The following is a 24,686-nucleotide window of genomic DNA, read 5'->3' on the forward strand; positions in this document are numbered from 1 at the left end:
TATCTCTCCCCAAATCTTCCCTCTTAACCTTTTCTCTCTTACCTTCTGTCTCCTGTCTCCAGTATAGCTGTCTCCTAGTCAAAAAAACTTGATATTTATATGAAGATACGGTTAGGGGTTCTATAGTATTCAGCTCAGCCTAATGTTATTTACCCAACAGCCGGAAATTGCTGGAGGACTAATTGCTTCAATGTATATAGGGAACTTAATGTTGTTGTTCCTAAATCTTTCTTTGGTAGGTTTGTTTGCTCGTATTTTGCTCTTGCCTAATTGGCTGCTATTCCAGGTACTAGGAGTAATGGCATTTATTGAGGTTTTCTCTATCCACGGTAGTATTCTGTCTATTTTGTTAATGTTAGCCATCGGAGTCTTTGGTTATTTCTTGCGCAAATTACAATATTCTTTGACACCTTTTCTCTTAAGTTTTGTCCTAGGTGAATTAATGGAATAAAATTTGCGTTGGGCACTTGCTATTAGCGGTCGCTAATACCAGTTTGAAAAAAGAATGCTATAAAAAGTGCATCTCGATCATATCTGTTTAAAAACAGCTTCTCCAGTTCATTTTAGATGGTTATATCTATCGTTTTTCCTTTTTTTTCAATATTTATTTCTTCTTCATTCTTGCTTCTTCCTTCTTTCTTACTTCTACTATTTGTAACAAACGTTGATCAAATTGGTATAAATCGGAATTCTGTTTCAGAATCAAATTTCTCAAAGTCTTTGGATACTTACTTTTAGTATGGTAATACTATTGCCAATTGTGAGACTTCTTCTGAAGCGAAGGAAATTATTTTCGGAGACTTCCAAGTAATTAGAGTGATTGCTCAAACAGTAATCATTCAGGTATTAGCTGGTCAGCTTTTCCTGCGGAATACTACACAAAAAGCTTTTCGGTTGGTAAAAAAGCACCAAGTAATTAATCAGGAAGATTAGCTAATTTGCTTTGAAAGTAACTTTTAATTTTTGCTCAATTTTTCAACTCTGATTCTTCCTTCAAAGATAATTTTTTGGTAGTCCTACATAGTAATGGTAAATGTGGATGAACGACGCCTAGCAAGGGAGCAAGATGCTTCCATTTCCCTTCCCATTGACCAAAATAATTACAATAGATCATCATGACAATGCACCATTACCAACTTTTTAATACCTGACGGCTGAATACTTACCTCAAACAGAAAAAGTTGCCCTTGAATTTATTTAGGATTTAAACCCTATAGAAGCTTATATAATAAACATAGACTTGAATAAATTTTCAAACTATAACCTCTTAGATAAGTAGTTTGAAATACTCACAAATCTGTAAGTTGTGACGAAGTAGGGAGTAGAGGAATCAATAAAAAATATTTATTCCCTTTTTTTTTTGATGAAAATTAGTAGAGGAAAAAATTGTGGAAGTATTACAAGTAGCTCAGTTAGGCAATGAAATATTGCGATGTCAAGCTCAACCTGTTAATAATATTTGGGATCAAAATTTACAGCAAATAATTGATAATTTAATTGCCACAGTAATTGAAACAAATGGTGTGGGAATTGCTGCTCCACAAGTTTCAATTAGCGATCGCTTATTCATTGTTGCATCTCGACCCAATCTCAGATATCCAAATGCACCCAAAATGGAGCCAACAGCTATGATTAATCCTAGATTAATATCTCATTCAGAAGATAGAGTCAAGGGGTGGGAAGGTTGTTTAAGTGTGCCAGGAATTAGAGGTTTAGTACCAAGATATAGAGTAATAAACGTAGAATATACTAATCGAGAGGGAAAACTTCAAAGACAAGAATTAACAGATTTTGTTGCTAGAATTTTTCAGCATGAATACGATCATCTAGAAGGTCTAGTATTTTTAGATCGTGTTGGAAGTACCACAGATTTAATGACAGAAGATGAATACCAGAAACAAATTATTCAATCAAGGAATTAGGAGGTAGGAATTAAGGGGAGATTTCCGGAGTGTTCAGGAAAATATTTATCAGCGAAAAGAAGGAATACACTGTAAATACCTAATCTCTAACAAGAATGACAAAATTTATATAGCAATCAGGAATCATATGTGATAATTTGACTATTCCTTAAAATTCTAGTGTGTAGCGCTTTTTATTTTGATCGGATACAGTTTTTTTTATTTCCTATTTCCTGTTTTCTGTTCCCTAAAAATCTATAATTTCTCACAATTACTGATTAGATAAAAAATTAGCTTGTTTTAAGGAGTAGGGATTAGTAATTCGGTTTCGCTGGGAATAGAAAAGTAAGCATTTCCTACGGAATGCTGCGCAAACAGCTATTAGCTGTCAGTTCGAGCGCAATAAAACTCTCACCTGAATCCTTACTAAATAAATATAGACTTTAACCTCAAAGGAACCTGCTTTTGTAAGATTTAATTATCACCGTATTCTGGCTTAATAATACCCCTTAATATAGGGTTTAATAAAGCTCAGAAGCAATAGCTGATAGCTGAATGCTGACGACTGAAGACTTACATAGAAAAGAAGAAAAACAACTGTACCTTAGTAACTTGATAAATGCTATAAAATAAGATAGCTATCTATATTATACTTGCAAATCAATTATCATTAGTTCAATGAATAATCCAAATTTTCCTTGATGGTCAAACCAATTTTTCCGCTTATAGTAGGCTTTTAATATAAAAAAAATCATGTAGAAATCTTTCTTGAAAATAGTATAGTTTATTTAGGATTTGCTCAAAAAATTGAGATATTTTAGTCTCAATATGATTGATCAATCTTAAGAATATGATTAAGTGAAAATAGAGGCATTTAATACTAGCAAAAACAATACAATTGTTGAAGATTAAACAGTCTAGTAATAGGTTTAAACTAAGGATAAAACTTAAGCATTCAGCCGTCAGCTATTAGCTATTGCCTTTAGTTTTAGATAAAAGGTTTATTAATTGAGTCAAAATTAAATCTTAACTACAAAAATATGCTTTAAAGTCTATATTCATTAAACCCCCTCCTTAAGGTTGGGATATTATTACTAATAGCTGACAGCTAATAGCTTAATGGTTACGATAAAACTTTTCTCTGTTCCCAATCCTAATCAGAGAAATTTTTTGGTAGATACTATTTAGGTTTTCATCTCATTACTAAATAGTAAAAGTTGGCTGGAATCATATTTTTGTCATAATTATAAATCTTAATTAAAATTTGGTTGTAATCCTTTTCCGTAATCTATAGTTGTGCTAGTTGTAGTTAAAAATAGTAAATAAATCGAGGAAATATTTATGAGTATTAATCTTAGTAAAGGTGAAAGAGTTAGTCTGTCCAAAGAAGCGCCTGGAATGAAAAAAGCTGCAGCAGGTTTAGGATGGGATGTAAATGTCTCAGATACAGGTTCAGATTTTGACCTTGATGTTTCTGTGTTTATGTTAGGAGCAAGTGGCAAAATTCCTCAAGAGAAATATTTTGTTTTTTATAATAATCTTAAATCTGCTGATGGTTCAGTAGAGTCTATGGGAGATAGTCGCACAGGAAAAGGAGAGGGAGATGATGAGACTGTCACTGTAGATTTATCAATGGTTGATTCGACAATTGAAGAAATTATTTTTGTTGTTACTATATATGAAGCAGACAAAAGAAGGCAAAACTTTGGGCAAGTGAGAAATTCTTACATCAGAATTTATGATGGGGAAACTCAAGAAGAGATAACTAAGTATGAACTAGAAGAAGATTTTTCTAGGGAAACAGCTATAGAGTTTGGGAAATTGTATAAAAAAAATGGTGAATGGAAATTTCAAGCAGTAGGAGAAGGTTATAATTCTGGCTTAGAAAATTTTGTACAGAAATATACTTAATTGATTAAGTAACAAACTGTTTAACAATTAATAATTACCTCTCCTTAACATTAAAAGGATTGATTAAAAATATTTTTTCTTTTTTTTATCCTTTATAAGGAGAGGCTTTTAAACTGAATTATTCAGTCAAAATGAATGTTGAATTAGTATTTTGGATAAGAGAGTAATTTTGATGTAATCCCAAAGATCCAATCTGTATGAGTCAAAAAATATTCCGCTCCAATATAAGTAGGTAAAATCTGCTCAAAAAATTGAGAGGCAAATCAATAAATATTTCTCTAAGTTAGCTCAAAAAATCATCAAATTAAAGACAGATACTAGGAGTCAGCAGGGAGAAGAAATAAATGATCTATCTTGACATTCTGTCACAGAGTTTAGAGCAACTAAATTAATTTATGAATCAAGGTCAGAATATCTTTTTACTATTTTACTATTTGATTATCCTGACGGCTATAAGACATAAACTGCCATAAAAAAGGTGTCTTATTCAAAGATTTAAATTGATTTATTCTGCCTTCCTAATTTTCATCTTGTTTTCTCAACTGTACATCCATAAATTATTCAGATACTGAAAAATATCAACTATCATCTTAAAAAATTTTTGAAACTGTTTAGTCATAAAAGAGGGCAATAAATGTCTGTTAAACTTAGCAAAGGTCACAGAATTAATCTTTCTAAAGATGCACCAGGTCTAGCAAAAGTAGGTATTGGTTTAGGTTGGGATGTTAATCCTACTGATACAGGTGTAGAATTTGACTTAGATGCTTCTGTATTTATGTTAGGAGATAATGGTAAAATCCCTGAAGATGAATACTTTATTTTCTACAATAATTTAAAATCACCAGATAGTGCAGTAAAGCATTGGGGGGATAATAGAACTGGAGAAGGAGAAGGAGATGATGAAACAATAGAAGTAGATTTAACTAATGTTAATTCTAGTATTCAAGAACTACTTTTTGTTGTGACTATCCATGATGCAGAAAAAAGAAGACAAAACTTTGGGCAAGTTAAAAATTCGTTTATTAGAGTTTACAATTTGGAGACTCAAGAAGAAATAACTAAGTATGAATTAGAAGAAGAATTTTCGAGAGAAACTGCAATAGAATTTGGTCGTCTCTATAAAAAAAATGATGAATGGAGATTTCAAGCTGTGGGAACAGGATATAACGCAGGTTTACAAACTTTTGTAGAGAAATATGTTTACTAATAACTATAAATAGTACTTTCAATTTGGGTTTTGCTATAGGTAAAACCCAAAACTTGGAAAATTAAAGTTTAGGGGTTGCACATTAAAGAATGATAATAGATTTTAAACTGTACATATATTTAGGAAAGAATAATCCAAAAATATCTACTTTCGGATTTCATCATTCCTGATTGTGCAATGGCAGATTTTAAGTCAGTACGCGGAAGAATGTTCTTGAAAATCAGTAATGATAAAGAAGTCTATCTAGAATTGAATAATCTAAACAATAATTGTAGTTTTTGTGTAGCAGCTTAAACAATTTGATTTAACTATATTATAGTGTTTGAGATACAATAAATCCTCAAATCCAGATAGCAAAATAAACATTAGAAAGCTGACTTTTAACGGTTCATTGCTATAACCCAAAAACCAGATTAACTAAATTGAAAAATTTTCAGACTTTATAAAGGGTACTAAATACATGACTATTAAGCTCGAAAAAGGACAAAAAATTGTACTTAATAAAAGTGAATACGATCTATCACGACTGACAATGGGTCTAGGATGGGATGTTGCTAAATCTGCAAGTGGTTTAGCTGGTTTATTTGGTAATAGATCGGATTTTGACCTTGATGGTTATGCCATTTTATTACAAGAAAATGATCAACTCAAAAATTACAAAGAAGATGTAATTTATTATGGTCATTTAGAATCTCAGGATAAGACAGTAATTCATTCAGGAGATAATCTGACTGGAGAAGGAGATGGAGATGATGAACAAATAATTTTGAAACTTAATTCTATTCCTGAAAAATACCAAAAAATCATCCTAGCGGTAAGCATTTATCAAGCGAAAGAAAGGAAGCAACAATTTGGGATGGTAGAAAATGCTTTTGTTAGAGCTGTTGATCATAAAGGAATTGAAATAGCAAAATATACTTTATCTGGTAATGGTACTTATCAGGGCAAAATATCAATGTTAATGGGAGCTATTTATCGAGATAACACAGTGTGGAAATTTACTGCTTTGGGTGATCCTTTAGATAGTGATATGAATGGTGTAGTAGGTTCATTTCTGAAATAAGTTTAGCCATATAGTAGAAGGAAGAAGGAAAAATCTTGCGTTGTCTGAGTTTTAAGCTTTTGATCTGTCCTAACCTTTGCTTCGACTGCTATGCTTACTCAATTTTAAAATAAATTATTATCAAATTAAAAAAACCAGTATTTGTTAGAAGCTAAAATACTGGTTTTTTTTCAATAGGATTTTAATATTCATCCGATTTCCGTAAATTATACTAAATCCGGTTATCAAAAATACTTTATAGGGTGTAATTATACCAAATTTAAAAAGCGCTTCGGTCCGGAATGCTCCGCAAACAGGGAGAGAGCGTTTAGCATTCAGCTTTTAAGAAGGGGATTTCAATCCCCCCTGAAATTAAACGATAAGCTAGAAGTCTGGGGTTTCAACCCAAGCTTTTAGATGTCTTTTTTCTGTGAACTATTCCCGCTGACTGCTAGTAGTTTATAACGGACAACTAGTTAATGTATTTTTGCTACATATTCTTGGAAGTAGGGAGTAGGTAAATAACGAATAAGATCTCTTTACTTCATACAAATAATTGCTCAAAAAATCACTTATCCTGACTTATTACTTAATAACTGAAGTGTTCAATAACTATCACATTATTTTTAGTAATTTGCATTAAATACTCTCCCTATCTCCCCATCTGCTCTACACCCTATCTAGATAAAAGGATACTAATTTAATATTATTTATGAGACGAGGGAATAGAGGATAGAGAATAGAATAGGGGTTTGTAATATGAAATCTAAATATTTTGAATTGCATATCTGAAAATTTTCAGATATATATTTTAATTAAATAATATTGAGTGGCAAATTAATTTTGGTAAAACTGCATCAAGTTTTAGTGATGGTATTGAAAATATGTTATGTATTTGTACCAATGATAGAGCTTCATATTTGACGGAAGTAGGCTGTATTTTCTCTATGTTCCTAATTCCAATTTTATGCTCAAATCGAAATTAAGATGAGGTCAAAAAAAATTATTTAATCCTTTTGCTATATTCCATATTCCTTCTCGCAAATATTTTCGATTTAATTTGGCTTATATCAAGTTCAGTAGCATCAGTATTGTCAGGTAAGGAATAATAAAGAAGGAAAAAGGCTTAAAAGCCTGAAAAAAACTTAAATTCCCTGTAGATATTTACCCTTGGGTTTACACAAACGATAAACTGCAGACATGATATTACTTATTTATCTATATTTTACTATAGACATCCTCAATAGGTTATAAAAAATCAAAGTATATAGAGGAAAGTTCAGCTAAGTTTTAGATGTACTTTCTCAAATTGATATTTGTTCAAAGAATATTTAGAGTCCTTATATATACAAGATTTGTAAAACTTACTTAATATGAATAAAAAGTCTGAAACTCTTACCTCAGTTAAACTATTTCCTAATTCCCAGATATTTTCTGCATAACTGTGTCGAGGACTGCTATATATTTAATTAGGGTTTGCTGAAAAAGTCTTATGAGTGAGGGTAGAAGACAGGAGACAGGAGACAGGAGACAGGAGAAATGGGAATGAACGAGGAGGTAGGAGTAAGAATTTTAAGAATGATTTTTATGCCCAACTCTGGCCTAAAATACTAACTTTTTGAGCGTGAAGAACTGAAAACCAGGCACTTTTTAAAGGCCCCAAAAAGGCTAAAACCTTTATCTGTAAATACTTTTAGATTTAATCAGCAAGCCCTAATTAATCATACTTTTTAGGAGGTACAGTAAATGCCTTATTTCATCTATGCTCCAGATACTGGCAATGAAAAAGTATATGAATTACTCACAGGTGAAATTACTATTGGTAGAGAAAGAGATAATATTATTGCTATTACTCACGAAACAAGTGTTTCCCGTCATCATGCACAAGTTGTAATTTCTCAAGATAGCGTTAATATTGTCGATCAAAATAGTAGTAATGGTACTTTTGTTAATGGAATTAAAATTGATAGTTGCATACTCAAAGAAGGAGATTTAATTAATTGTGGAAATGCAATTTTTAAATTTGTTACTAATTCTAGTCAAGCACAAGATATAGGTCTAAGAAATATTGTTAAACAATACTCACAAGAGTCTAATCAAACTGAGTTGAACGAACTATTAGACCAGCAACAAGATGATTCATTATCAGTGCTTAAACTGAAGGAAAAAGATAGTAATCTCCAAGCAGTAGACAAATTAAAAATTTTGCTGGAAGTAAACAAACAGCTTTCTTCTCCCACTGAACCAGAAATATTACTAGAAAAAATTCTTGAGTTGCTATTTCAGATTATCAAAGTAGACCGAGCTGTTATTCTTTTAGTGAATGAAACAACTGGAGAACTTGAACAAAAAGCAGTAAAAGGAAGAGTAGGAATTAATATTGAAGGTTCATTTTATAGCAAAAATATTACTAATTTTGCTCTAGAAAAAGGTACAACTTTTTTGACCACAAATGCTTGTCTCGATCAGCGCTTCAACAATCCAGAATCAATTGTTTCTCAATCAATTCATGGAGCAGTTTGTATACTCCTCAAACCTAGAGATAAAATTATCGGAGTATTATATGCCGATAATTTATCATTATCAAATGTTTATTCTGATGAAGATGTCGAATTTATGACAGGTTTAGCTAATCAAGCAGCGATCGCTATAGAGAATACTCAACTTTATAATAAGATACAAGTAGAAGCAATTATCCGAAATAAATTAGAGCGCTTCTTTCCTAAAAATGTAGCTAGAAAACTTAAAGAAACAGAAAAATTAGAAATAATTGATACAGAAGTAACTGCTTTATTTTCTGATATTAGTGGCTTTACAAAAATGTCTTCAACAATGGAGCCACGCCAAATAATATCTATGTTGAATGAATATTTTAAAATTATGGTAGAAGACATTGTTTTTAGGTATGAAGGAACTCTAGAAAAATATATTGGAGATGCTTTATTTGCTATTTGGGGCGCTCCTTATCAAACTGCTAATGATGCAGAAAAAGCGATAAAAGCAGCAATTGATATGCAGTGGGCTGTTCGTAGTTTAAATAAGCAGAGAGAAAAAAGTCATCAAGAACCAATTGCTATCCATATAGGAATTAATTCTGGTAAAGTAGCAGCCGGAAATATTGGTTCAGAAAAGTTAATTCAATACGCGACTATTGGCGATACAACTAATGTTACTAGCAGGATATGTAGTGAAGCACAAGCTGATGAAATTATGATTAGTCAAACTACACAAGAAAAGCTAAAAGAACATCACTTTCCCTTAGAAAAAATTCCACCAGTCATGGTTAAAGGAAAAGACGAACCAATACAACTATATCGTTTACTTTGGCAACAAGTACCATCAGAAATTGGTTGAAAATTACTATTAAATAGGGTTTGCTGATTAAATCTAAAAGTATTTACAGATAAGGTTTTAGCCTTCTTGGGGCCTTTAAAAAGTGCCTAGTTTTCAGCTATTCATGCTCAAAAAGTAGCGTATTTTAGGCAGATAGTTGGGCAGAAAAATTAAGGTACAATTCTTACTCCTATCTCCTCATTATTCCCATTTCTCCTGTCTCCTGTCTCCTGTCTCCTACCCTCATCCATAAGACTTTTTCAGCAAGCCCTAAATAGGTTTTATTTTGGAACTGGAGAGTACAAAATTATGCCAAAAAACGATTTATTTTGAAGACTTTAAAGTATTACCGGAAAATGCTTACAGTACTTATAGATATGAATAAATAGTTTTTAATCTTTAGAGGGCTGAAAACCTTAGCTAGCAATAGTTACTCCAAGAACTTTTCACTGTTTAGTATTCATAATAAATGTGTTTAATCCCTTCGTTTTATAGCGTTTACGAAAGTCATTAGGTACAGTTGTTTTTCTTATTTATTGATTCTTAGGGAACCAGAATTACTACTCCCTACTCCCTACTCCCTAAAACTAAGGAATTTTGTACCTCACCAATATGGGAATTACTATATACCAATTCCCATGCATTAATGCTATACTTCAGCCAGACTTCAACAGTCAAATATTTACTAAGATTAAAAGTATTTTTTTGACAATTATTAGTCTGTTAGTATAGATTTTTCCTGCTTTTATCCCCTCCCCCACCTCTCACACTTCCCCACCCAATCATACATAGCATTCTTTTTGAGAAATCGTATAATACCAATTTGAAAAAAGAATGCTATATTTAAGTGACACTTCAATTATTAAGTAATTAACAAAGACTGAATATTTTTTTTGATAATTATTAGCTAGTTATTGTTAATTATTCTTATTTTTACCTCTCCCCTACTCCCTCACTCCCCTACTCCCCCGCAATGCGAAAATGTAGCAAACATTGATCAAATTGGTATTACTGGCGCATAACACTAAATATGGAGTAAATTTTTCCCTTGTCTAGTTAATTGAGACTTTTGATATTTAATTTTTGCCTTTTGGCTTTATGAAGGATTATTGCTTTGTTTATGAGAAATGAGACTCAGGCGATCGCCATCAATTACTCTGATAAGATGATTTAATATGTGACCATAAGTATCAATGTACAAGCCATTCTTAGAATACTTAGAAAAAGAGCTATTCAGTAGATTTGACTTAAGCAGTAAACCAATTCCTGCTGGTTTAGAAGCAAATGTTAGTAATCGAGGCAAGAATCAAGCTACTATCCAAAGTTGGTGTTATGAGTGTCCTCAACTAAGAAAAATACGTTATACCTATATTGATGCAGGGGCTTCAGCGCAGGTATTTAATAGTGTTATTTATCCTAGTTACTACTATGACATTCCACTTTTAGGAATTGACCTATTATCTTTTGGTAAAAGTAAAATCTTAATAGTATTAGATTTTCAACCTTTATTTCAAGAAGAATCTTATTTAGAAAAGTATATAGAACCAATGCGACCGTTGCGAGAAAAATATAATGACTTGGCTCAAAAATTAGAAATGAAATTTTATGATGCCAACCAATATTTTTCCAAGTATTTACTGTTTGCTAAAACAGATGCAGAGACAGTGAAAACTACATTTTTTGAAGCTTATCAAGAATACATTAACTTGTATTGGGAAATGTTAGATAAAGCAGAAATTCTTGATCGAACAGAAGATATTCAGAAGATAATTAAAGCCCAAAAAGATTACGATCAATATAGTGCAGACCGCGACCCAGCGTCAGGATTATTTAGCAGTTATTTTGGCCATGAATGGTCAGAAAAATTTCTCTACGAATTCTTGTTTGAAGATGCTGTACCATTAGCTGTTCCCAATGCAACCCGATAATTCCAATAATTTTGTTAACTATTCAGTTAAAAATTGATACTCGCACCCTTCTAACACATCCAGGGGGGTGTGAGCTAAATTTTTGTAGATAAATTGCTGAAATACATAGGTAATGACACCAACTGAAAATATAGTGAATTTGTATCAACCTTTTCTAGATTATGCTCTAACTCAGCTCAAGCAAGAACTAGAACTAAAACCTTACCCTATACCCTCTGGATTTGAACATAAAGTTGCTATAACTGGCAAGGGCAAAAAAGAACAAGAAGTAGATACAACCAGTTACGCCTACTGCAGTCCCAAGCTCCGACAAATTAGAGCAGCTCATGTTCAAGGTGGCAGTGCCCTCCAAGTGTTAAATTTTGTAATATTTCCCCACCTTAATTATGATTTGCCATTTTTTGGGGCAGACCTAGTTACCTTGCCAGGGGGACATCTCATTGCCTTAGATATGCAGCCCTTATTTCGGGATGACCCTCAATATCAAGAAAAGTATACTCAGCCAATATGGGATACCTTCCAAACACATCAGCAGCATTTGCCTTGGGGAGGAGATTTTCCTGAAGAAGCAACCCCTTTCTTTTCTCCAGCTTTTCTTTGGACTCGTCCTCAAAAAAATGAATTAGTCGAGACAAGAGTGTTTGAAGCCTTCAAAGATTACCTGCAAGCTTATTTAATTTTTGTAAAGCAAGCACAACCTATTACTGATGTAGAGAAATTAGCAGAAATCAAGCAGGCACAACTGCGTTATCTCAGATATCGAGCCGAAAAAGATCCAGCTAGAGGAATGTTTACTAGATTTTATGGCCCTGAATGGACAGAAGAATATATTCATGGCTTTCTATTTGACCTAGAAAGACAGTTGGCCTTAAATCCTGTTTAACTTTGCTATTGTGTAGAAAATTTTGTTAATAATTTGTAATAAATAAAAATACAACAGCATAGTATAAAGAATATCTGAAGGGTTATAAAGATAAAAGAAAATCAACAAAAACATTGATTGATAAGCTTGAAAAGCTTCTCATAAACAGTGTAAGATTTTCTCAGGATTCTCAAACAATCCAATTTTACTTTTCCGGGCATGGGCAGCTAGCCTGAAAAAACTAAAAAAATACCCATAGCATCGAAAAGCAACTAAAAAAAAATCAAATTAGGAGAATTAATCGATGTTTGATGCTTTTACAAAAGTAGTTTCCCAGGCAGATGCCAGGGGTGAATTTGTTTCTACTAGCCAGATCGACGCTCTGGCAGCAATGGTTGCAGAGAGCAACAAGCGTATAGATGCAGTTAACCGTATTACTGGTAACGCTTCTACTATAGTCGCTAATGCAGCTCGTTCTTTATTTGCAGATCAGCCTCAGTTGATTGCTCCTGGTGGAAATGCTTATACAAGTCGTCGTATGGCAGCTTGTTTACGTGACATGGAAATCATCCTACGTTATGTAACTTATGCTACTTTTGCCGGCGATGCAAGTGTGCTAGATGACCGTTGTCTCAATGGATTGCGTGAAACCTACTTAGCTCTAGGAACTCCTGGTGCTTCTGTAGCAGTAGGTGTTCAAAAAATGAAAGAAGCAGCTATTGCAATTGCTAACGATCCTAACGGCATTACTCCTGGAGATTGCTCCTCTTTAATGTCTGAGATTGGTGGCTACTTCGACCGCGCTGCGGCAGCAGTTAGTTAATAACACTGTAAAAAACTTTTTTTTAAAGATGCTTCATCTAGGCATCTCTAAAGACTTTAAATTTGTAGCAAAATTTGTACTCACAAGATTTAGGAAAGTATCTCAACAATGAAAACTCCTCTTACTGAAGCAGTAACAGCGGCAGATTCTCAAGGTCGCTTTCTGACTAGCACAGAATTATTCTCAGCACTTGGTCGTTTTAAATATGCTCCAGCAAGTTTAGAAGCTGCTAAAAAGCTAACTGAGAAATCCAAAAGTTTGATTGATGGAGCTGCTCAAGCAGTATACAACAAGTTCCCTTATACTACTACAACCCAGGGACCTAACTATGCTTCGACTCCTACAGGAAAGTCAAAGTGTGCTCGTGACATCGGCTACTATCTCCGGATGGTAACATACTGTCTGATTGCTGGTGGTACAGGTCCTATGGATGAGTATCTCATTGCAGGTATCGATGAAATCAACAAGACTTTCGAGTTGTCTCCTAGCTGGTACATTGAAGCGCTGAAGTATATCAAAGCTAACCATGGTATAACTGGCGATCCTGCGACTGAAGCTAACAACTATCTTGAGTATGCTATCAATGCTCTCAGCTAGTAGTTGTCATAGTAACTAGGTGGTGAATGTGAAATTAATGTTCACTAAATTAACTACCCTAAGCTAATATTTAACGTAGCCTGGAGAGGTATACAGGTGCTGGCCTGTCGTTAGTATCTGTTTATCTTTCCAGGCATCGTTTTTTGTCAGAGTTGAATTAAATGAAGTTATGGCACAGCAGCATTGGGATTCACCATCAGAAAAAATGTCCGACAGTGGCGAGTCTCTAACAGTAGAAGAAGCGATCGCCAATCTCTGGCATGAAGAATTAGGTAAACGATATTATGCTGCTTGGTGGTTGGGTAGATTTCGAGTAAATATACCTGCTGCTATAGAAGGCTTAATTGCAGCTCTAGAAGATGACTCTGACCGAACAGAAGACGGTGGGTATCCTCTCAGACGCAATGCAGCTAGAGCTTTGGGTAAGTTAGAAGACAAAAAAGCTGTACCAGCTTTGATTAAATGTTTGGAAAGCTCAGACTACTATGTGCGAGAAGCAGCAGCAGAAGCATTAGAAATGCTAGGAGACCCTAGCTGCATTTCCGCATTAATTAAACTTTTAGATGGAGGGGTTGAAGCTGCAGTATTAGTTCCAGGTAAGCCTCATCTTGTTCAACCCTACGAAGACATTATTGAAGCTTTAGGAACACTTCAAGCTCAATCAGCAATTCCTTTAATTAAACCTTTTATCGAACATCCTGTAGAGAAAGTGCAATATGCTGCTGCTCGCGCTCTATATCAACTAACCGGAGAAGCAGTTTATGGAGAATATCTGACTCAAGCATTAGATGGTGATAATCTACAATTACGACGCTCTGCACTGATGGATTTAGGAGCGATCGGCTATTTACCTGCAGCTAAGGCAATATCAGAAACCTTAGCCGAAAATAGTATGAAATTAATTGCCCTCAAAGGACTTTTGGAACATCACCTCACAATAAATTCAAAAGTTAAAAGCGGTGCGACCCCGCGTCGGCGTCAGACGCAAGCGTTCAGACCCCGCGACGACGCCAGTCGCAAGCGGTCGGAACCCGCGTCGGCGTCAGACGCAAGGGAATGCCGACCAAGAGAGGGAATGCTGACCAAGAGAGGGAATGCGCACCAAGAGAGTCAAAAGTCAAAGGTAGAATCTCAACTATTATTATCAGATGAGGCTATTAAGGTAATGACTCTAATGGACTCACTTTTATAAAATATTAAGGCGTTGGTGAATTAATGTATGATATTAATCTTAATTATCTAGGAGTCAGGAGTCAGGAGTCAGGAGTCAGGAAAGAAGAAGAAAGAGTAGTAGAGGGAAAAAGTTTTTTGTTTGCACTCTTATCCGGACAAGATATAATACCTCTTTTAACCAACGCCAATATTAATTAGTTTATACTATTCATATTTTTACTATTCTCCTACTTCCCTATTTCCCTAATCTCTAAGAATGAATAATCAACCCTCAACAATAAATAATCAACTCATCCAAGCAGTTGAAGAAGCAGATTCTTCTCAAGGTTTAATTGATGCAGTTAAAGGTTTAGCAGCAGCTCAGATAGAAGATGCTATCCCGATATTAATTAAAGTTTTAGGGTACAACAATCCTGGCGCAGCAGTGGCAGCAGTTGATGGGTTAGTTTTACTTGGGGAAACGGCAGTACTTCCACTACTAGAAAAACTTGACGGTTATAACTATGGTGCTAGAGCTTGGGCAATTAGAGCATTGGCAGGTATTGGCGATCCTCGTGGATTAGATTTATTATTAGATGCTGCAATAAATGACTTTTCATTTAGTGTCAGACGTGGTGCGGCAAAAGGCTTAGGTTTTATTGATTGGAAAAAGTTGCCAGAATCGCAGATTTTTGATTCTCAACTATCTACGATGAAGACTCTTTTGCAAGTATCCCAAGACCAAGAATGGATAGTGCGTTATGCTGCTGTAGTTGGTTTGTATGGTTTGGCCAAAACTGTAGAAGTTACTTATCCAAAATGGCTTGAGGATATTTTGACCAGGTTTGAGGAGATTGTTGATACAGATACAACTTTAGCGGTTAGTGCTAGGGCACAAATGGCTATTGCAGACTTGGGGAGAGAAAGGAAGTCAGAAGTTGAAAGTGATATTTTAATTACTTAAAAACTCTACTCTACAGTAATTTCAGCTTATTATTTGACTTCATCACTTACCAACTATTTGTGACATTTTTTAAGTTAAATAGTATTAGAAGTCAGAAGTCCTAAGTTATAAGTCAAAAGGGAAAAGGCTTAAAACCTGGACAAAACTTATAGCGGATTCCACTAAGCGTGAAATACACCCATCGCGGGCAAGATGCCCGCACTACAAAAATTTAATTGTTAATCTCTATACTCCTTATGGGAGGAATCTGCTGTAAATTTCCTGTAGATATCTACGCTAACTTTTATACAAAATATACCAGTTAACATTATATCATATCAAATTCCCTTATTGAAGAAGGAGACAGGAGACAGCTATACTGGAGACAGGAGGAAAATTACATGGGGATTCGCTCCCCCAAGTAATGCGTGAACACCCCCGTTGACGGTGGGGTATTAAACCCACAAAGAAAATGATAATGTTCCATCTGAACGCCATTGCCACACTCCCCACACCTCCCCATCCTTTTTATCTAATTACACCAATGCTACCGGATTTGATACTACCCATTGTGGTATGATGAATTTGAAAATGATAATCATTCCCAAAAATAACCTGTATACTAATGCTCAAGACAATTAGACGAATTCACTGTTTATTCTTAGGAACAGCAGCACTGGCCACGGCTGTTTCTCTCGGAAGTGTTAGTAGTGTGGCCCAAAATCAAAATGAAACTAAAATAGTAGCAACTTTCTTACCTATATATATGTTTACCAAAGGAGTTACCGGAGAAAGTGGAAAAGTAGAACTCTTAATTCCTGCGGGAGCAGACCCCCACGATTATCAGGCAACGCCAGAGAATGCACGGAGTATTGCAGAGGCAGATGTATTAGTAAAAAATGGGTTGGGTTTAGAAGAATTTTTAGAGAAATTAGTTGATGCTACAGGTAACTCTCAACTTCAAGAAATTGATGCTAGTCAAAATATAGAACCCCTAGAAGAAGAAGATAAGGACCACGAGGACCACGAGGACCATGACCACGACCACCACAACCACGACCATGACCACGGTCATCACCATGAAGAAGGAAACCCTCATGTTTGGTTAGACCCTGTTTTAGCGCAACAACAAGTTAAGAATATTCGGGATGGTTTAATTCAAGCTGACTCTAATAATGAAGCTACTTATAGAGCCAATGCTGATATTTATCTTCGTAAATTACAGGAGCTTCACCAAGAATTTCAAACTCGTTTATCACCTTTTCAAGGATGTAAATTTATTGCTTTTCACGATGCTTATCCTTACTTAGCTCAACGGTACAATTTACAACAAATGGCAGTGGTAGAATTGCCAGAAGATAATATTACGCCTAGAGATGTTCAAAGAGTAATAAAAGCAGCCCAAGAATATCAAGTTAAAGGTTTACTTGCTGAAGTTGGATTTAATGATAATCGGATGCAACAAATTGCTAAAGATGTTAAATTACCCATCAAAAAATTAGACCCAATAAACAGCGGTTCGTTAGACTCAGAACATTATTTTACTGCCATGAGAAATAATTTAAAAACTTTAGAGGAAGTTTGCCAGTGAAATTAGCAGAAATTGACAAAAATCTGCCAGTAGTAGAAGTACAAAATTTAACAGTAATTAGAGGAAAATATCAAGCAGTAGAATCTGTGTCATTTCAAATATTTCCTGGTAGTAATACAGCAATTATTGGTCCGAATGGCGCAGGAAAAAGTACATTAATTCAGGCAATATTAGGTTTAATTCCTTATGAATCAGGCTATATAGAAATTCTAGGTAAACAAATAAAAGATTTAGGAAAACATTGGCAAAAAATTGGTTATATTCCCCAAAAATTACCTTTTGACCGGAGTTTTCCTTTAAGTGTGGCTGAATTAATCAGTTTAGGTTACCCAGAGCAAGGTTTGATGAAGTCACGGGAAAAGCTTATGGCAATAGAAAAAGCTTTGGTACAAGTTAAGTTAGAAAATCATGCCAAACAGCCAATAGGAAGTTTAAGTGGTGGAGAGTTAAAACGGGTTTTATTAGGATATTGTTTGGTGCAAAATAGACAATTATTAATCTTAGATGAAGTTATGGCTGGTATAGACCCAACTGGAGAAATACAGTTTGCTGAATTACTGGCAAATTTACATCAAGAAGAGGGTTTTTCTATTGTGCAAGTTTCCCATGATTTAGATATGGTGAGTCGTTATTGTGACCAAGTTATTTGTATGAATCGTCGTTTATGTTGTCAGGGTAAACCTAGTGTTGCTTTGGATAAAAATAACTTGAGTGAAGTTTATGGGGATAATTTAATTAGATATGTTCATCAGCGCTAAATAGAAGGCAGAAGGCAGAAGGCAGAAGGCAGAAGGCAGAAGGCAGAAGGCAGAAGGGAAGAAAAGATTAGAAGGGATAAAGTTTTTGTTCGCTGATTATCCGGACATGGTATAACCGGACTTCAGATGAAGACTGGTTAAATTTATAGATGTTATTGTGTATTTATAATTATTAACCTTAGCTTCTCTATAAATAAACTTACTTAGCCAAAAAAGAGGGTGCATCTCATATTTGCAAAAATACTTTTTTCTTATATATTCCCTGTTGCCTGTTGCCTGTTGCCTGTTGCCTAAAAACAATAAATTTTTGGCTTTATTCAAAATTAATAAATATGGATTTTTCAGAATGGATTAATTTATTTAGTCTACCATTTATGCAGCGAGCAATTATAGGGGGTATTCTATTAGGAATTTTAGGAGGAATTATTGGTGGGTTCGTGATTTTGCGCCAATTATCTTTATTTGGAGAGTCCTTGGGTCATACAGCTTTTTTAGCTGTAGTATTAGCTGTTTTATTAAAGTTACCACTTACGATCGCTTTGATTGTTTTTTTGGTATTCTTTGGATTAGGAATAAATTATTTAATTGAAAAGACTAATTTAGGTGGAGATACAATTTTAAGTATTGTAATTGCTAGTTCGGTTGCATTGGGTACTATTGGGTTTAATTTTATACCTGGGTATCGAGGAAATTTATTATCTATATTATTTGGAGATATTTTGGCAATTAGTAATCTAGATTTACTTTTTTTAGTTATTTTGTTAATCGTAACATTGGTTTGGTTAGGACTGACTTTACAACAACAAATATTATTAACTTTAAATCCTGATTTAGCACAAATTCAAGGGATACCAGTACAAAGATATAAATATATATTTATAATTATTTTATCCCTGGCGATCGCTCTGACTATGAGAGCAGTTGGTATTTTATTGGTGAATGCTTTTTTGGTAATTCCAGCAGCAACAGCTAAGTTGATTTGTCATCAATTTGTACCGTTTTTAGGAGTTTCTGCCACAATTGGTGCCATGAGTGGGGTGTTAGGAATGATAGTATCTGGTAGTTTTAATTTACCTTCTGGTCCTAGTATTGTTTTAGTACAGTTAGTGACATTTTTGATAGTAGTATTTTCCGGTCGAGGAAAGTTTTGAATTTATAGCAGAAGGAAGAAGGAAGAAGGAAGAAGGAAGAAGGAAAAATATTCGGTTGTCTGAGTTTTAATCTTTTGATATATCCTAACCTTTCCTTAGACTGCTATAAAATTGGAGAAAACTTAGAGGTTTTGCTACCTTAGCAGAGTCTAGCAGAACCTATATCGCCACTTTCATGCAATAAACTAAGTGCCTATTCCAAATCTGATTGCAAAGGAAACTTACCGAATAATTAAGGTAAAAAGCCTCTGCTTTAAAGGAGAAAAAAGCAGTCGTTAGCGGAGCTTCCCGAAGGGTGGGATGGCGCCATTCGGAGCGGGTCTGCAAGAACGGGTTTCCTCGCCATATCCAATCGACCAAGAGAAGAAAAAAATTTCCTTTTAGTAAATCCTCTTCTTTTCAAGGAGAGGTAATTGTTAATTATTAATTATTAATTATTAATTATTAATTATTGAACCCCCAATCTAGTTGCTTGCAAATAAATCCGCTTCAAAGTATTAATATCCCTCGCTGAAATAGGAGGAGGTTCTGCGACCTGAGAATAATACATAACATCAGTTTTTTCAGGACTATGGCCCCAAATACCTAAAGCATGACCGAATTCGTGACGAGCAGCAGCAGGGATATATTTACCTACTTGCATTGGACTTAACAAAATTATGAAACTCTGAGATAAAATTCCCTTGTCATCTTGATGTAGCTGATAGCGAGTCTCCGCAGAACGCGCTCTTAAATTTCCGGGGGTTAAAGGAGGTCGTTTGTTAAAAATTTTGATATCGGCAATTTCTGGGTTATCTACTATTTGCAAGGGTAAATAAGTATTCCATTCCCAGATAGCATCTATTACAATATTAGCCCATTGACGAGAGCGAGATATGTTTTGCAAGGAGTCAGGAGTTGATTTAACTGAGCTAGAAAATAGGTTATTTTCTGATTTCTTACTGTTTTGAGAAGATTCGACATAAACTTTAATGGGAAACTGCGACCAAATTAAATAACCTACATCCTGAACTTCAATGCGATCGAAATAATCACCGCTATTACTGGTGTCTTTCCATTGTGCCAAAGTTGGTGGTAAGGGGTGAGTTTTTAGAGTAGGTAAATCTTGAGCATTAACCTCTACATTAGGATTTGAAATCAAAAAATAGAAAGCTAGCATCCAAACAGCAAAACCTAGAAAAAATAAGCGCAAATAAACCGATACTATTCTGTTAACAAACATTTTAAGAAAGTGATAGGTTATGAACAAAGGTAATTGGTGGACTAAAGCCTAACTACGAGGGTAATTATAACCATTCAACCTAACTCTTTTCCCTTCTGACAACTAACAACTGATAACTGATAACTGATAACTGAAATTACCGCCACCACCGGGAAACGTCTTGAATAGCAATAGCTGTGTTTTTGATCGCTTCTTCACCTCCTAAAGAAAAAATGACGGGAGTTAATGCTTTTATGTTTGAGAGTAATTCAGGGCGACTGCCAAAGGATAGGGTGTGCAGGATATTTTGCCAGAGGGAGTAAAGTTGAGTTTTTGGCATTTGTGAAAGTTGATTGGCCCAAGCACTGAGAACTTGGACGCGATATTTCTCTTCCTTAATCTGCCCAGCAACAGCCAGTGCTTCTGGTAAGATTTCTGGTGTCAATTTCTCAGCCAAAGCTGCGAGAAATTCTGCACGATCTTCATTCCAAGTTAATTCATTCCCAGTTGTGAGGAATCCGGGACGATCTTTTTTATGATTATCTTGAGCAGCAGCCAGTGCTTCTGGTAATAAATCTGGTGTCAACTTATCCGCCAAAGCTTCGAGAACTGGGAAACGAGCATACTCATCCTGAATCTGCCTCGCCTCCGCCAGTGCTTCTGATAATAATTCGGGAAATTTACCTGCTAAAGCACTGAGAACTTCAGCGCGTTCTTTCTCATCCTGAATCTGCCTCGCCTCCGCCAGTGCTTCTGGTAAGATTTCAGGAAATTTACCTGCTAAAGCACTGAGAATTTGGGCGCGATATTCCTCATCCCAAACATCTCCAGCAGCAGCCAATGCTTCTGGTAATAAATCTAGTGTCAATTGATCAGCCAAAGCACAGAGAACTTCAGCGCGATATCCCTCAGACTTAATCTGTCGAGTCGCAGTCAGTGCTTCTGGTAAGATTTCGGGAAATTTTTCAGTCAAAGTACTGAGAACTTCAGCGCGATATCCCTCAGACTTAATCTGTCGAGTCGCAGCCAGTGCTTCTGGTAATATTTCGGGAAATTTCTGGGCTAAAGCACTGAGAATTTGGGCGCGATATCCGTCATCCCGAATCTGCCAAGCCATAGTCACTGCTTCTGGTAATAATTCTGGTGTCAATTTATTAGTGAGAGCCAGGAGAACTTCGGCGCGATATCCATCATCCTGCATCTGTCGAGCAGCAGCTAGTACTTCTGGTAATATTTCTGGTGTCAATTTATTAGCTAAAGCTCCGATCATTTCAGTGCGAGCAATGCGAATTTCGCAGAATTCATACTCAGACTGAACCTGTTGAATCTGTCCAGCAAGAGTCAGTGCTTCTGGTAACAATTCTGGAAATTTCTCAGCCAAAGTACAGAGAGCTAGGGCGCGATATCTGTCAGACTCAATCTGTTGAGTTGCTGCCAGTACTTCTGGTAATAATTTGGGAAATTTATCAGCCAAAGCACTCCAAACTTCGGCGCGATATTTCTCATCCTGAATCTGTCGAGTCACAGCAAGTACCTCTGGTAATAATTCTGGTGTCAATTTATTAGCTAAAGCTGTCAGAACTTGGGTGCGATGTATGTCAGACTCAATCTGTGGAGCAGACTGAATCTGTCGAGTAGCAGCCACTACTTCTGGTAATAATTCTGGTGTCAATTTATTAGCTAAAGCTTTGAGAGCTTGGGTGCGATCTCCCTCAGACTGAATCTGTAGAGCCATAGTCAGTGCTTCCGGTAATAACTCTGGTGTCAATTTATTAGCGAGAGCTACGAGAACTTCGGTGCGATTTTTCTCAGACTGAATCTGTAGACCCATAGTCAGTGCTTCTGGTAATAATTCTGGTGTCAATTTATTAGCTAAAGCTCTGAGAATTTCGGTGCGATTTTTCTCAGACTGAATCTGTCGAGTCACAGTCAGTGCTTCTAGCAATAATTCTGGTGGTAATCGATCGCCCCAATAACTGAGAACTTTAGCGCGATGGTACTCATCCTGAATCTGCCTCACCTCCGTCAGTACTTCTGGTAATAACTCTGGTGTCAATTTATCAGCCGAAGTACTGCGAATTTCAGAGGAATGGCACTTATCCTGAATCTGTCGAGTAGTCGCCAGTGTTTCTGGTAATAATTCTAGTGTAAATTTATTAGTCAAAGCTTTGAAAACTTCGCTACGAGGAGGCTCATACTTAATCTGTCGAGCTATAGCCAGAGCTTCTGGTAATATTTCGGGCAATTTCTCAGCCAAAGCTATGAGAACTTCGGCGCGACCTATTTCAGACTTAATCTGTCGAGCAGCAGCCAGAGCTTCTGGTAATAATTCCGGCAATTTCTCAGCCAAAGCTATGAGAACTTCGGCGCGAGTTTTACGATCGCGAGTCTGTCGAGCTGTAGCTAGTATTGCTGGTAATAATTCAGGAAATTTCTCAGCCAAAGCTATGAGAACTTTAGAGCCATCATACTCAGGCCAAATCTGTCGAGTAGTCGTCAGTGCTTCTGGTAATAATTCGGGAAATTTCTCAGCCAAAGCTATGAGAACTTGGGCGCGATTTTTCTTATCCTGAATCTGCCGAGTCGCTGTTAGTGCTTCTGGTAATAATTCTGGCGTCAATTTATTAGCCAAACCCTTGAGAGCTTGGGTGCGATCATACTCAGACTTAATCTGCCGAGTTGCTGTTAGTGCTTCTGGTAATAATTCTGGTGTCAATTTATTAGCCAAAGCTACAATAACATCAGCGCGATTTCTCTCATACTGAATCTGTGGAGTCATAGCCAGTGCTTCTGGCAATAATTCTGGAAGTTTATTAGCCAAAACTTTGAGAACTTGGGCACGATATATTTCATGCTGAATATGTGAAGCAATAGCCAGTACTTCTGGCAATAATTCTGGTGTCAATTTATTAGCCAAAGCTCTGATAACTTGGAGGAGTTTATTCCCAGGCTCAATCTGTCGAGCCAGAGTCAGTGCTTCTGGTAATAATTCAGGAAATTTCTCAGTTAAAGCACAGAGGACTAGGGCGCGATCTTCCTTCTTATACTTAGTATCTCGAGCTGCAGTCAATACTTTTGGCAATAATTTGGGTGTCAATTTATTAGCCAAAGTACAGAGAATATCGGCGTGATAATGGTAATGCTGAATCTGTAGAGTAGCAGTCAGTGCTTTTGGTAATAATTCTGGTGTCAATTTATTAGCCAAATCACTGAGAACTTCGGCACGCAATATATCATCCTGAATCTCCAAAGTCGCAGTCAGTGCTTCTGGTAATAATTTGGAAAATTTATCAGCCAAAGCACAGAGAATTTGGGCGCGATATCCCTGATCCTCACTTTCTCGAGCTGTAGCCAGTGCTTCTAATAATAATTCGTCGGGAAGTTTATTAGCCCAAGCACTGATAACTTCGGCGCGATGATACTGATTCTGAATATGTCGAACAGCACTCAATGCTTTTGGTAATAATTCTGGTGTCAATTTATTAGCTAAAGCACTAAGAACTTCGGCGCGATATCTCCCAGGATGAATCTGCCGACTCGCAGTCAGTGCTTCTGGTAATATTTCGGGAAATTGCCCAGCCAAACCACAGAGAACTTGGGCGCGATATTCCTTTCTCTGAATCTGTCGAGTCGCAGCCAGAGCTTCTGGTAATATTTCGGGAAATTTTTCAGCCAAAGCGTTGAGAGCTAGGGCGCGAAATTCCTCATGCTCAATTTTTCGAGCCACAGCCAGTGCTTCTGGTAATATTTCGGGAAATTCGTTAACCAAAGTAGTGAGAGCTTGAGCGCGATGATACTTATCCTGAATCTGTCGAGCAGCAGCTATTGCTTCTGGTAATAATTCTGGAAATTTCTCAGCCAAAGCTTTGATAACTTGGGCGCGTTCTTTCTCAGACTGAATCTGTCGAGTACCAGTCAGTGCTTCTGGTAGTAATTCTGGTGTCAATTTATTAGCCAAAGCACTGAGAACTTGAGCGCGATATCCCTCATATTGAATCTGTAGAGCAACAGTCAGAACTTCTGGTAATAATTCTGGAAATTTATTAACCAAAGCTTTGAGAACTTGGGCGCGATATCCCTCATGTTGAATCCGTCGAGCAGCAGGCAGTGCTTCTGGTAATAACTCTGGTGGTAATTTCTCAGCCCAAGCACTGATAACTTCGGCGCGATAATACTCAGACTGAATCTGTAGAGCCGCAGTCAGTGCTTCTGGTGATAATTCTATGGCAATGAGCGCTCAGGTATTTACAATGTTCAGCTCACAGTACAGCCTGGAAAAGGTTTAC

The 24,686-nt window shown here is 36.0% G+C and carries 17 protein-coding genes and 1 pseudogene; 16 read left to right on the forward strand and 2 right to left on the reverse strand.

Annotated elements, in window-relative coordinates; all coding sequences use genetic code 11:
* The first annotated feature begins 127 nt into the window (after positions 1–127).
* The 16 genes and pseudogenes from F6K27_RS07715 to F6K27_RS07790 all read left to right on the forward strand — a co-directional run bounded on the left by F6K27_RS07715 (position 128) and on the right by F6K27_RS07790 (position 19,199).
* Positions 128–451: a tripartite tricarboxylate transporter permease gene (locus F6K27_RS07715; RefSeq protein ID WP_287275054.1), complete on the forward strand. Its 324-nt coding sequence runs from the start codon at positions 128–130 to the stop codon at positions 449–451.
* A 934-nt stretch (positions 452–1,385) separates the two neighbouring features.
* On the forward strand, positions 1,386–1,922 hold the full coding sequence (def, locus tag F6K27_RS07720) for a peptide deformylase (RefSeq protein ID WP_287275056.1): 537 nt from the start codon (positions 1,386–1,388) through the stop codon (positions 1,920–1,922).
* A gap of 1,320 nt (positions 1,923–3,242) precedes the next feature.
* The gene (locus F6K27_RS07725; protein WP_287274901.1) at positions 3,243–3,812 is read left to right on the forward strand and encodes a TerD family protein; all 570 of its coding nucleotides are present in this window, start codon (positions 3,243–3,245) and stop codon (positions 3,810–3,812) included.
* A 634-nt stretch (positions 3,813–4,446) separates the two neighbouring features.
* Positions 4,447–5,019, forward strand: coding sequence for a TerD family protein (locus tag F6K27_RS07730; protein WP_124146646.1), 573 nt, complete (start codon positions 4,447–4,449; stop codon positions 5,017–5,019).
* Between the two features lie 460 nt (positions 5,020–5,479).
* Positions 5,480–6,082 carry a TerD family protein gene (locus tag F6K27_RS07735; RefSeq protein WP_124146647.1) on the forward strand — a complete coding sequence of 201 codons (603 nt, stop codon included), beginning with the start codon at positions 5,480–5,482 and terminating at the stop codon, positions 6,080–6,082.
* Between the two features lie 1,725 nt (positions 6,083–7,807).
* A complete protein-coding gene (locus F6K27_RS07740) occupies positions 7,808–9,415 on the forward strand; it encodes an adenylate/guanylate cyclase domain-containing protein (protein ID WP_287274903.1) in 1,608 nt (535 codons plus the stop codon).
* A gap of 1,172 nt (positions 9,416–10,587) precedes the next feature.
* Positions 10,588–11,322, forward strand: a complete 735-nt coding sequence (locus F6K27_RS07745) for a 15,16-dihydrobiliverdin:ferredoxin oxidoreductase (protein ID WP_124146649.1) — start codon at positions 10,588–10,590, stop codon at positions 11,320–11,322.
* Between the two features lie 112 nt (positions 11,323–11,434).
* Positions 11,435–12,205 carry a phycoerythrobilin:ferredoxin oxidoreductase gene (locus tag F6K27_RS07750; protein ID WP_287274905.1) on the forward strand — a complete coding sequence of 257 codons (771 nt, stop codon included), beginning with the start codon at positions 11,435–11,437 and terminating at the stop codon, positions 12,203–12,205.
* Between the two features lie 283 nt (positions 12,206–12,488).
* On the forward strand, positions 12,489–13,007 hold the full coding sequence (locus tag F6K27_RS07755; protein WP_124146651.1) for a phycocyanin subunit beta: 519 nt from the start codon (positions 12,489–12,491) through the stop codon (positions 13,005–13,007).
* Between the two features lie 108 nt (positions 13,008–13,115).
* Positions 13,116–13,604, forward strand: coding sequence for a phycocyanin subunit alpha (gene cpcA, locus F6K27_RS07760; protein WP_287274907.1), 489 nt, complete (start codon positions 13,116–13,118; stop codon positions 13,602–13,604).
* A 169-nt stretch (positions 13,605–13,773) separates the two neighbouring features.
* Positions 13,774–14,541: pseudogene (locus F6K27_RS07765) on the forward strand (HEAT repeat domain-containing protein); the annotation flags it as partial.
* 278 nt (positions 14,542–14,819) lie between these two features.
* Positions 14,820–14,975, forward strand: a complete 156-nt coding sequence (locus F6K27_RS07770) for a hypothetical protein (protein WP_287274909.1) — start codon at positions 14,820–14,822, stop codon at positions 14,973–14,975.
* Positions 14,976–15,033: 58 nt separating this feature from the next.
* A complete protein-coding gene (locus F6K27_RS07775; protein ID WP_287274911.1) occupies positions 15,034–15,720 on the forward strand; it encodes a HEAT repeat domain-containing protein in 687 nt (228 codons plus the stop codon).
* 604 nt (positions 15,721–16,324) lie between these two features.
* Positions 16,325–17,290: a metal ABC transporter solute-binding protein, Zn/Mn family gene (locus F6K27_RS07780; protein WP_287274913.1), complete on the forward strand. Its 966-nt coding sequence runs from the start codon at positions 16,325–16,327 to the stop codon at positions 17,288–17,290.
* Positions 17,287–18,048, forward strand: coding sequence for a metal ABC transporter ATP-binding protein (locus tag F6K27_RS07785; RefSeq protein ID WP_287274915.1), 762 nt, complete (start codon positions 17,287–17,289; stop codon positions 18,046–18,048). Before F6K27_RS07780 ends, F6K27_RS07785 begins: the two co-directional genes overlap by 4 nt.
* A 332-nt stretch (positions 18,049–18,380) precedes the next feature.
* Entirely contained in the window at positions 18,381–19,199 is an 819-nt protein-coding gene (locus F6K27_RS07790) for a metal ABC transporter permease (RefSeq protein WP_287274917.1), read from the forward strand.
* Positions 19,200–19,647: 448 nt separating this feature from the next.
* On the opposite strand, the gene F6K27_RS07795 is transcribed toward F6K27_RS07790, so the two are convergent.
* Positions 19,648–20,421, reverse strand: coding sequence for a peptidase (locus F6K27_RS07795; RefSeq protein ID WP_287274919.1), 774 nt, complete (start codon positions 20,419–20,421; stop codon positions 19,648–19,650).
* A gap of 136 nt (positions 20,422–20,557) precedes the next feature.
* Complete coding sequence (locus F6K27_RS07800; RefSeq protein WP_287274921.1) at positions 20,558–24,451, reverse strand: hypothetical protein; 3,894 nt, start codon at positions 24,449–24,451, stop codon at positions 20,558–20,560.
* Positions 24,452–24,686: the final 235 nt, after the last annotated feature.

Origin of the sequence: Okeania sp. SIO2F5 (assembly GCF_010692685.1) — a bacterium.
Classification (GTDB): Bacteria; Cyanobacteriota; Cyanobacteriia; order Cyanobacteriales; family Microcoleaceae; genus Okeania; species Okeania hirsuta.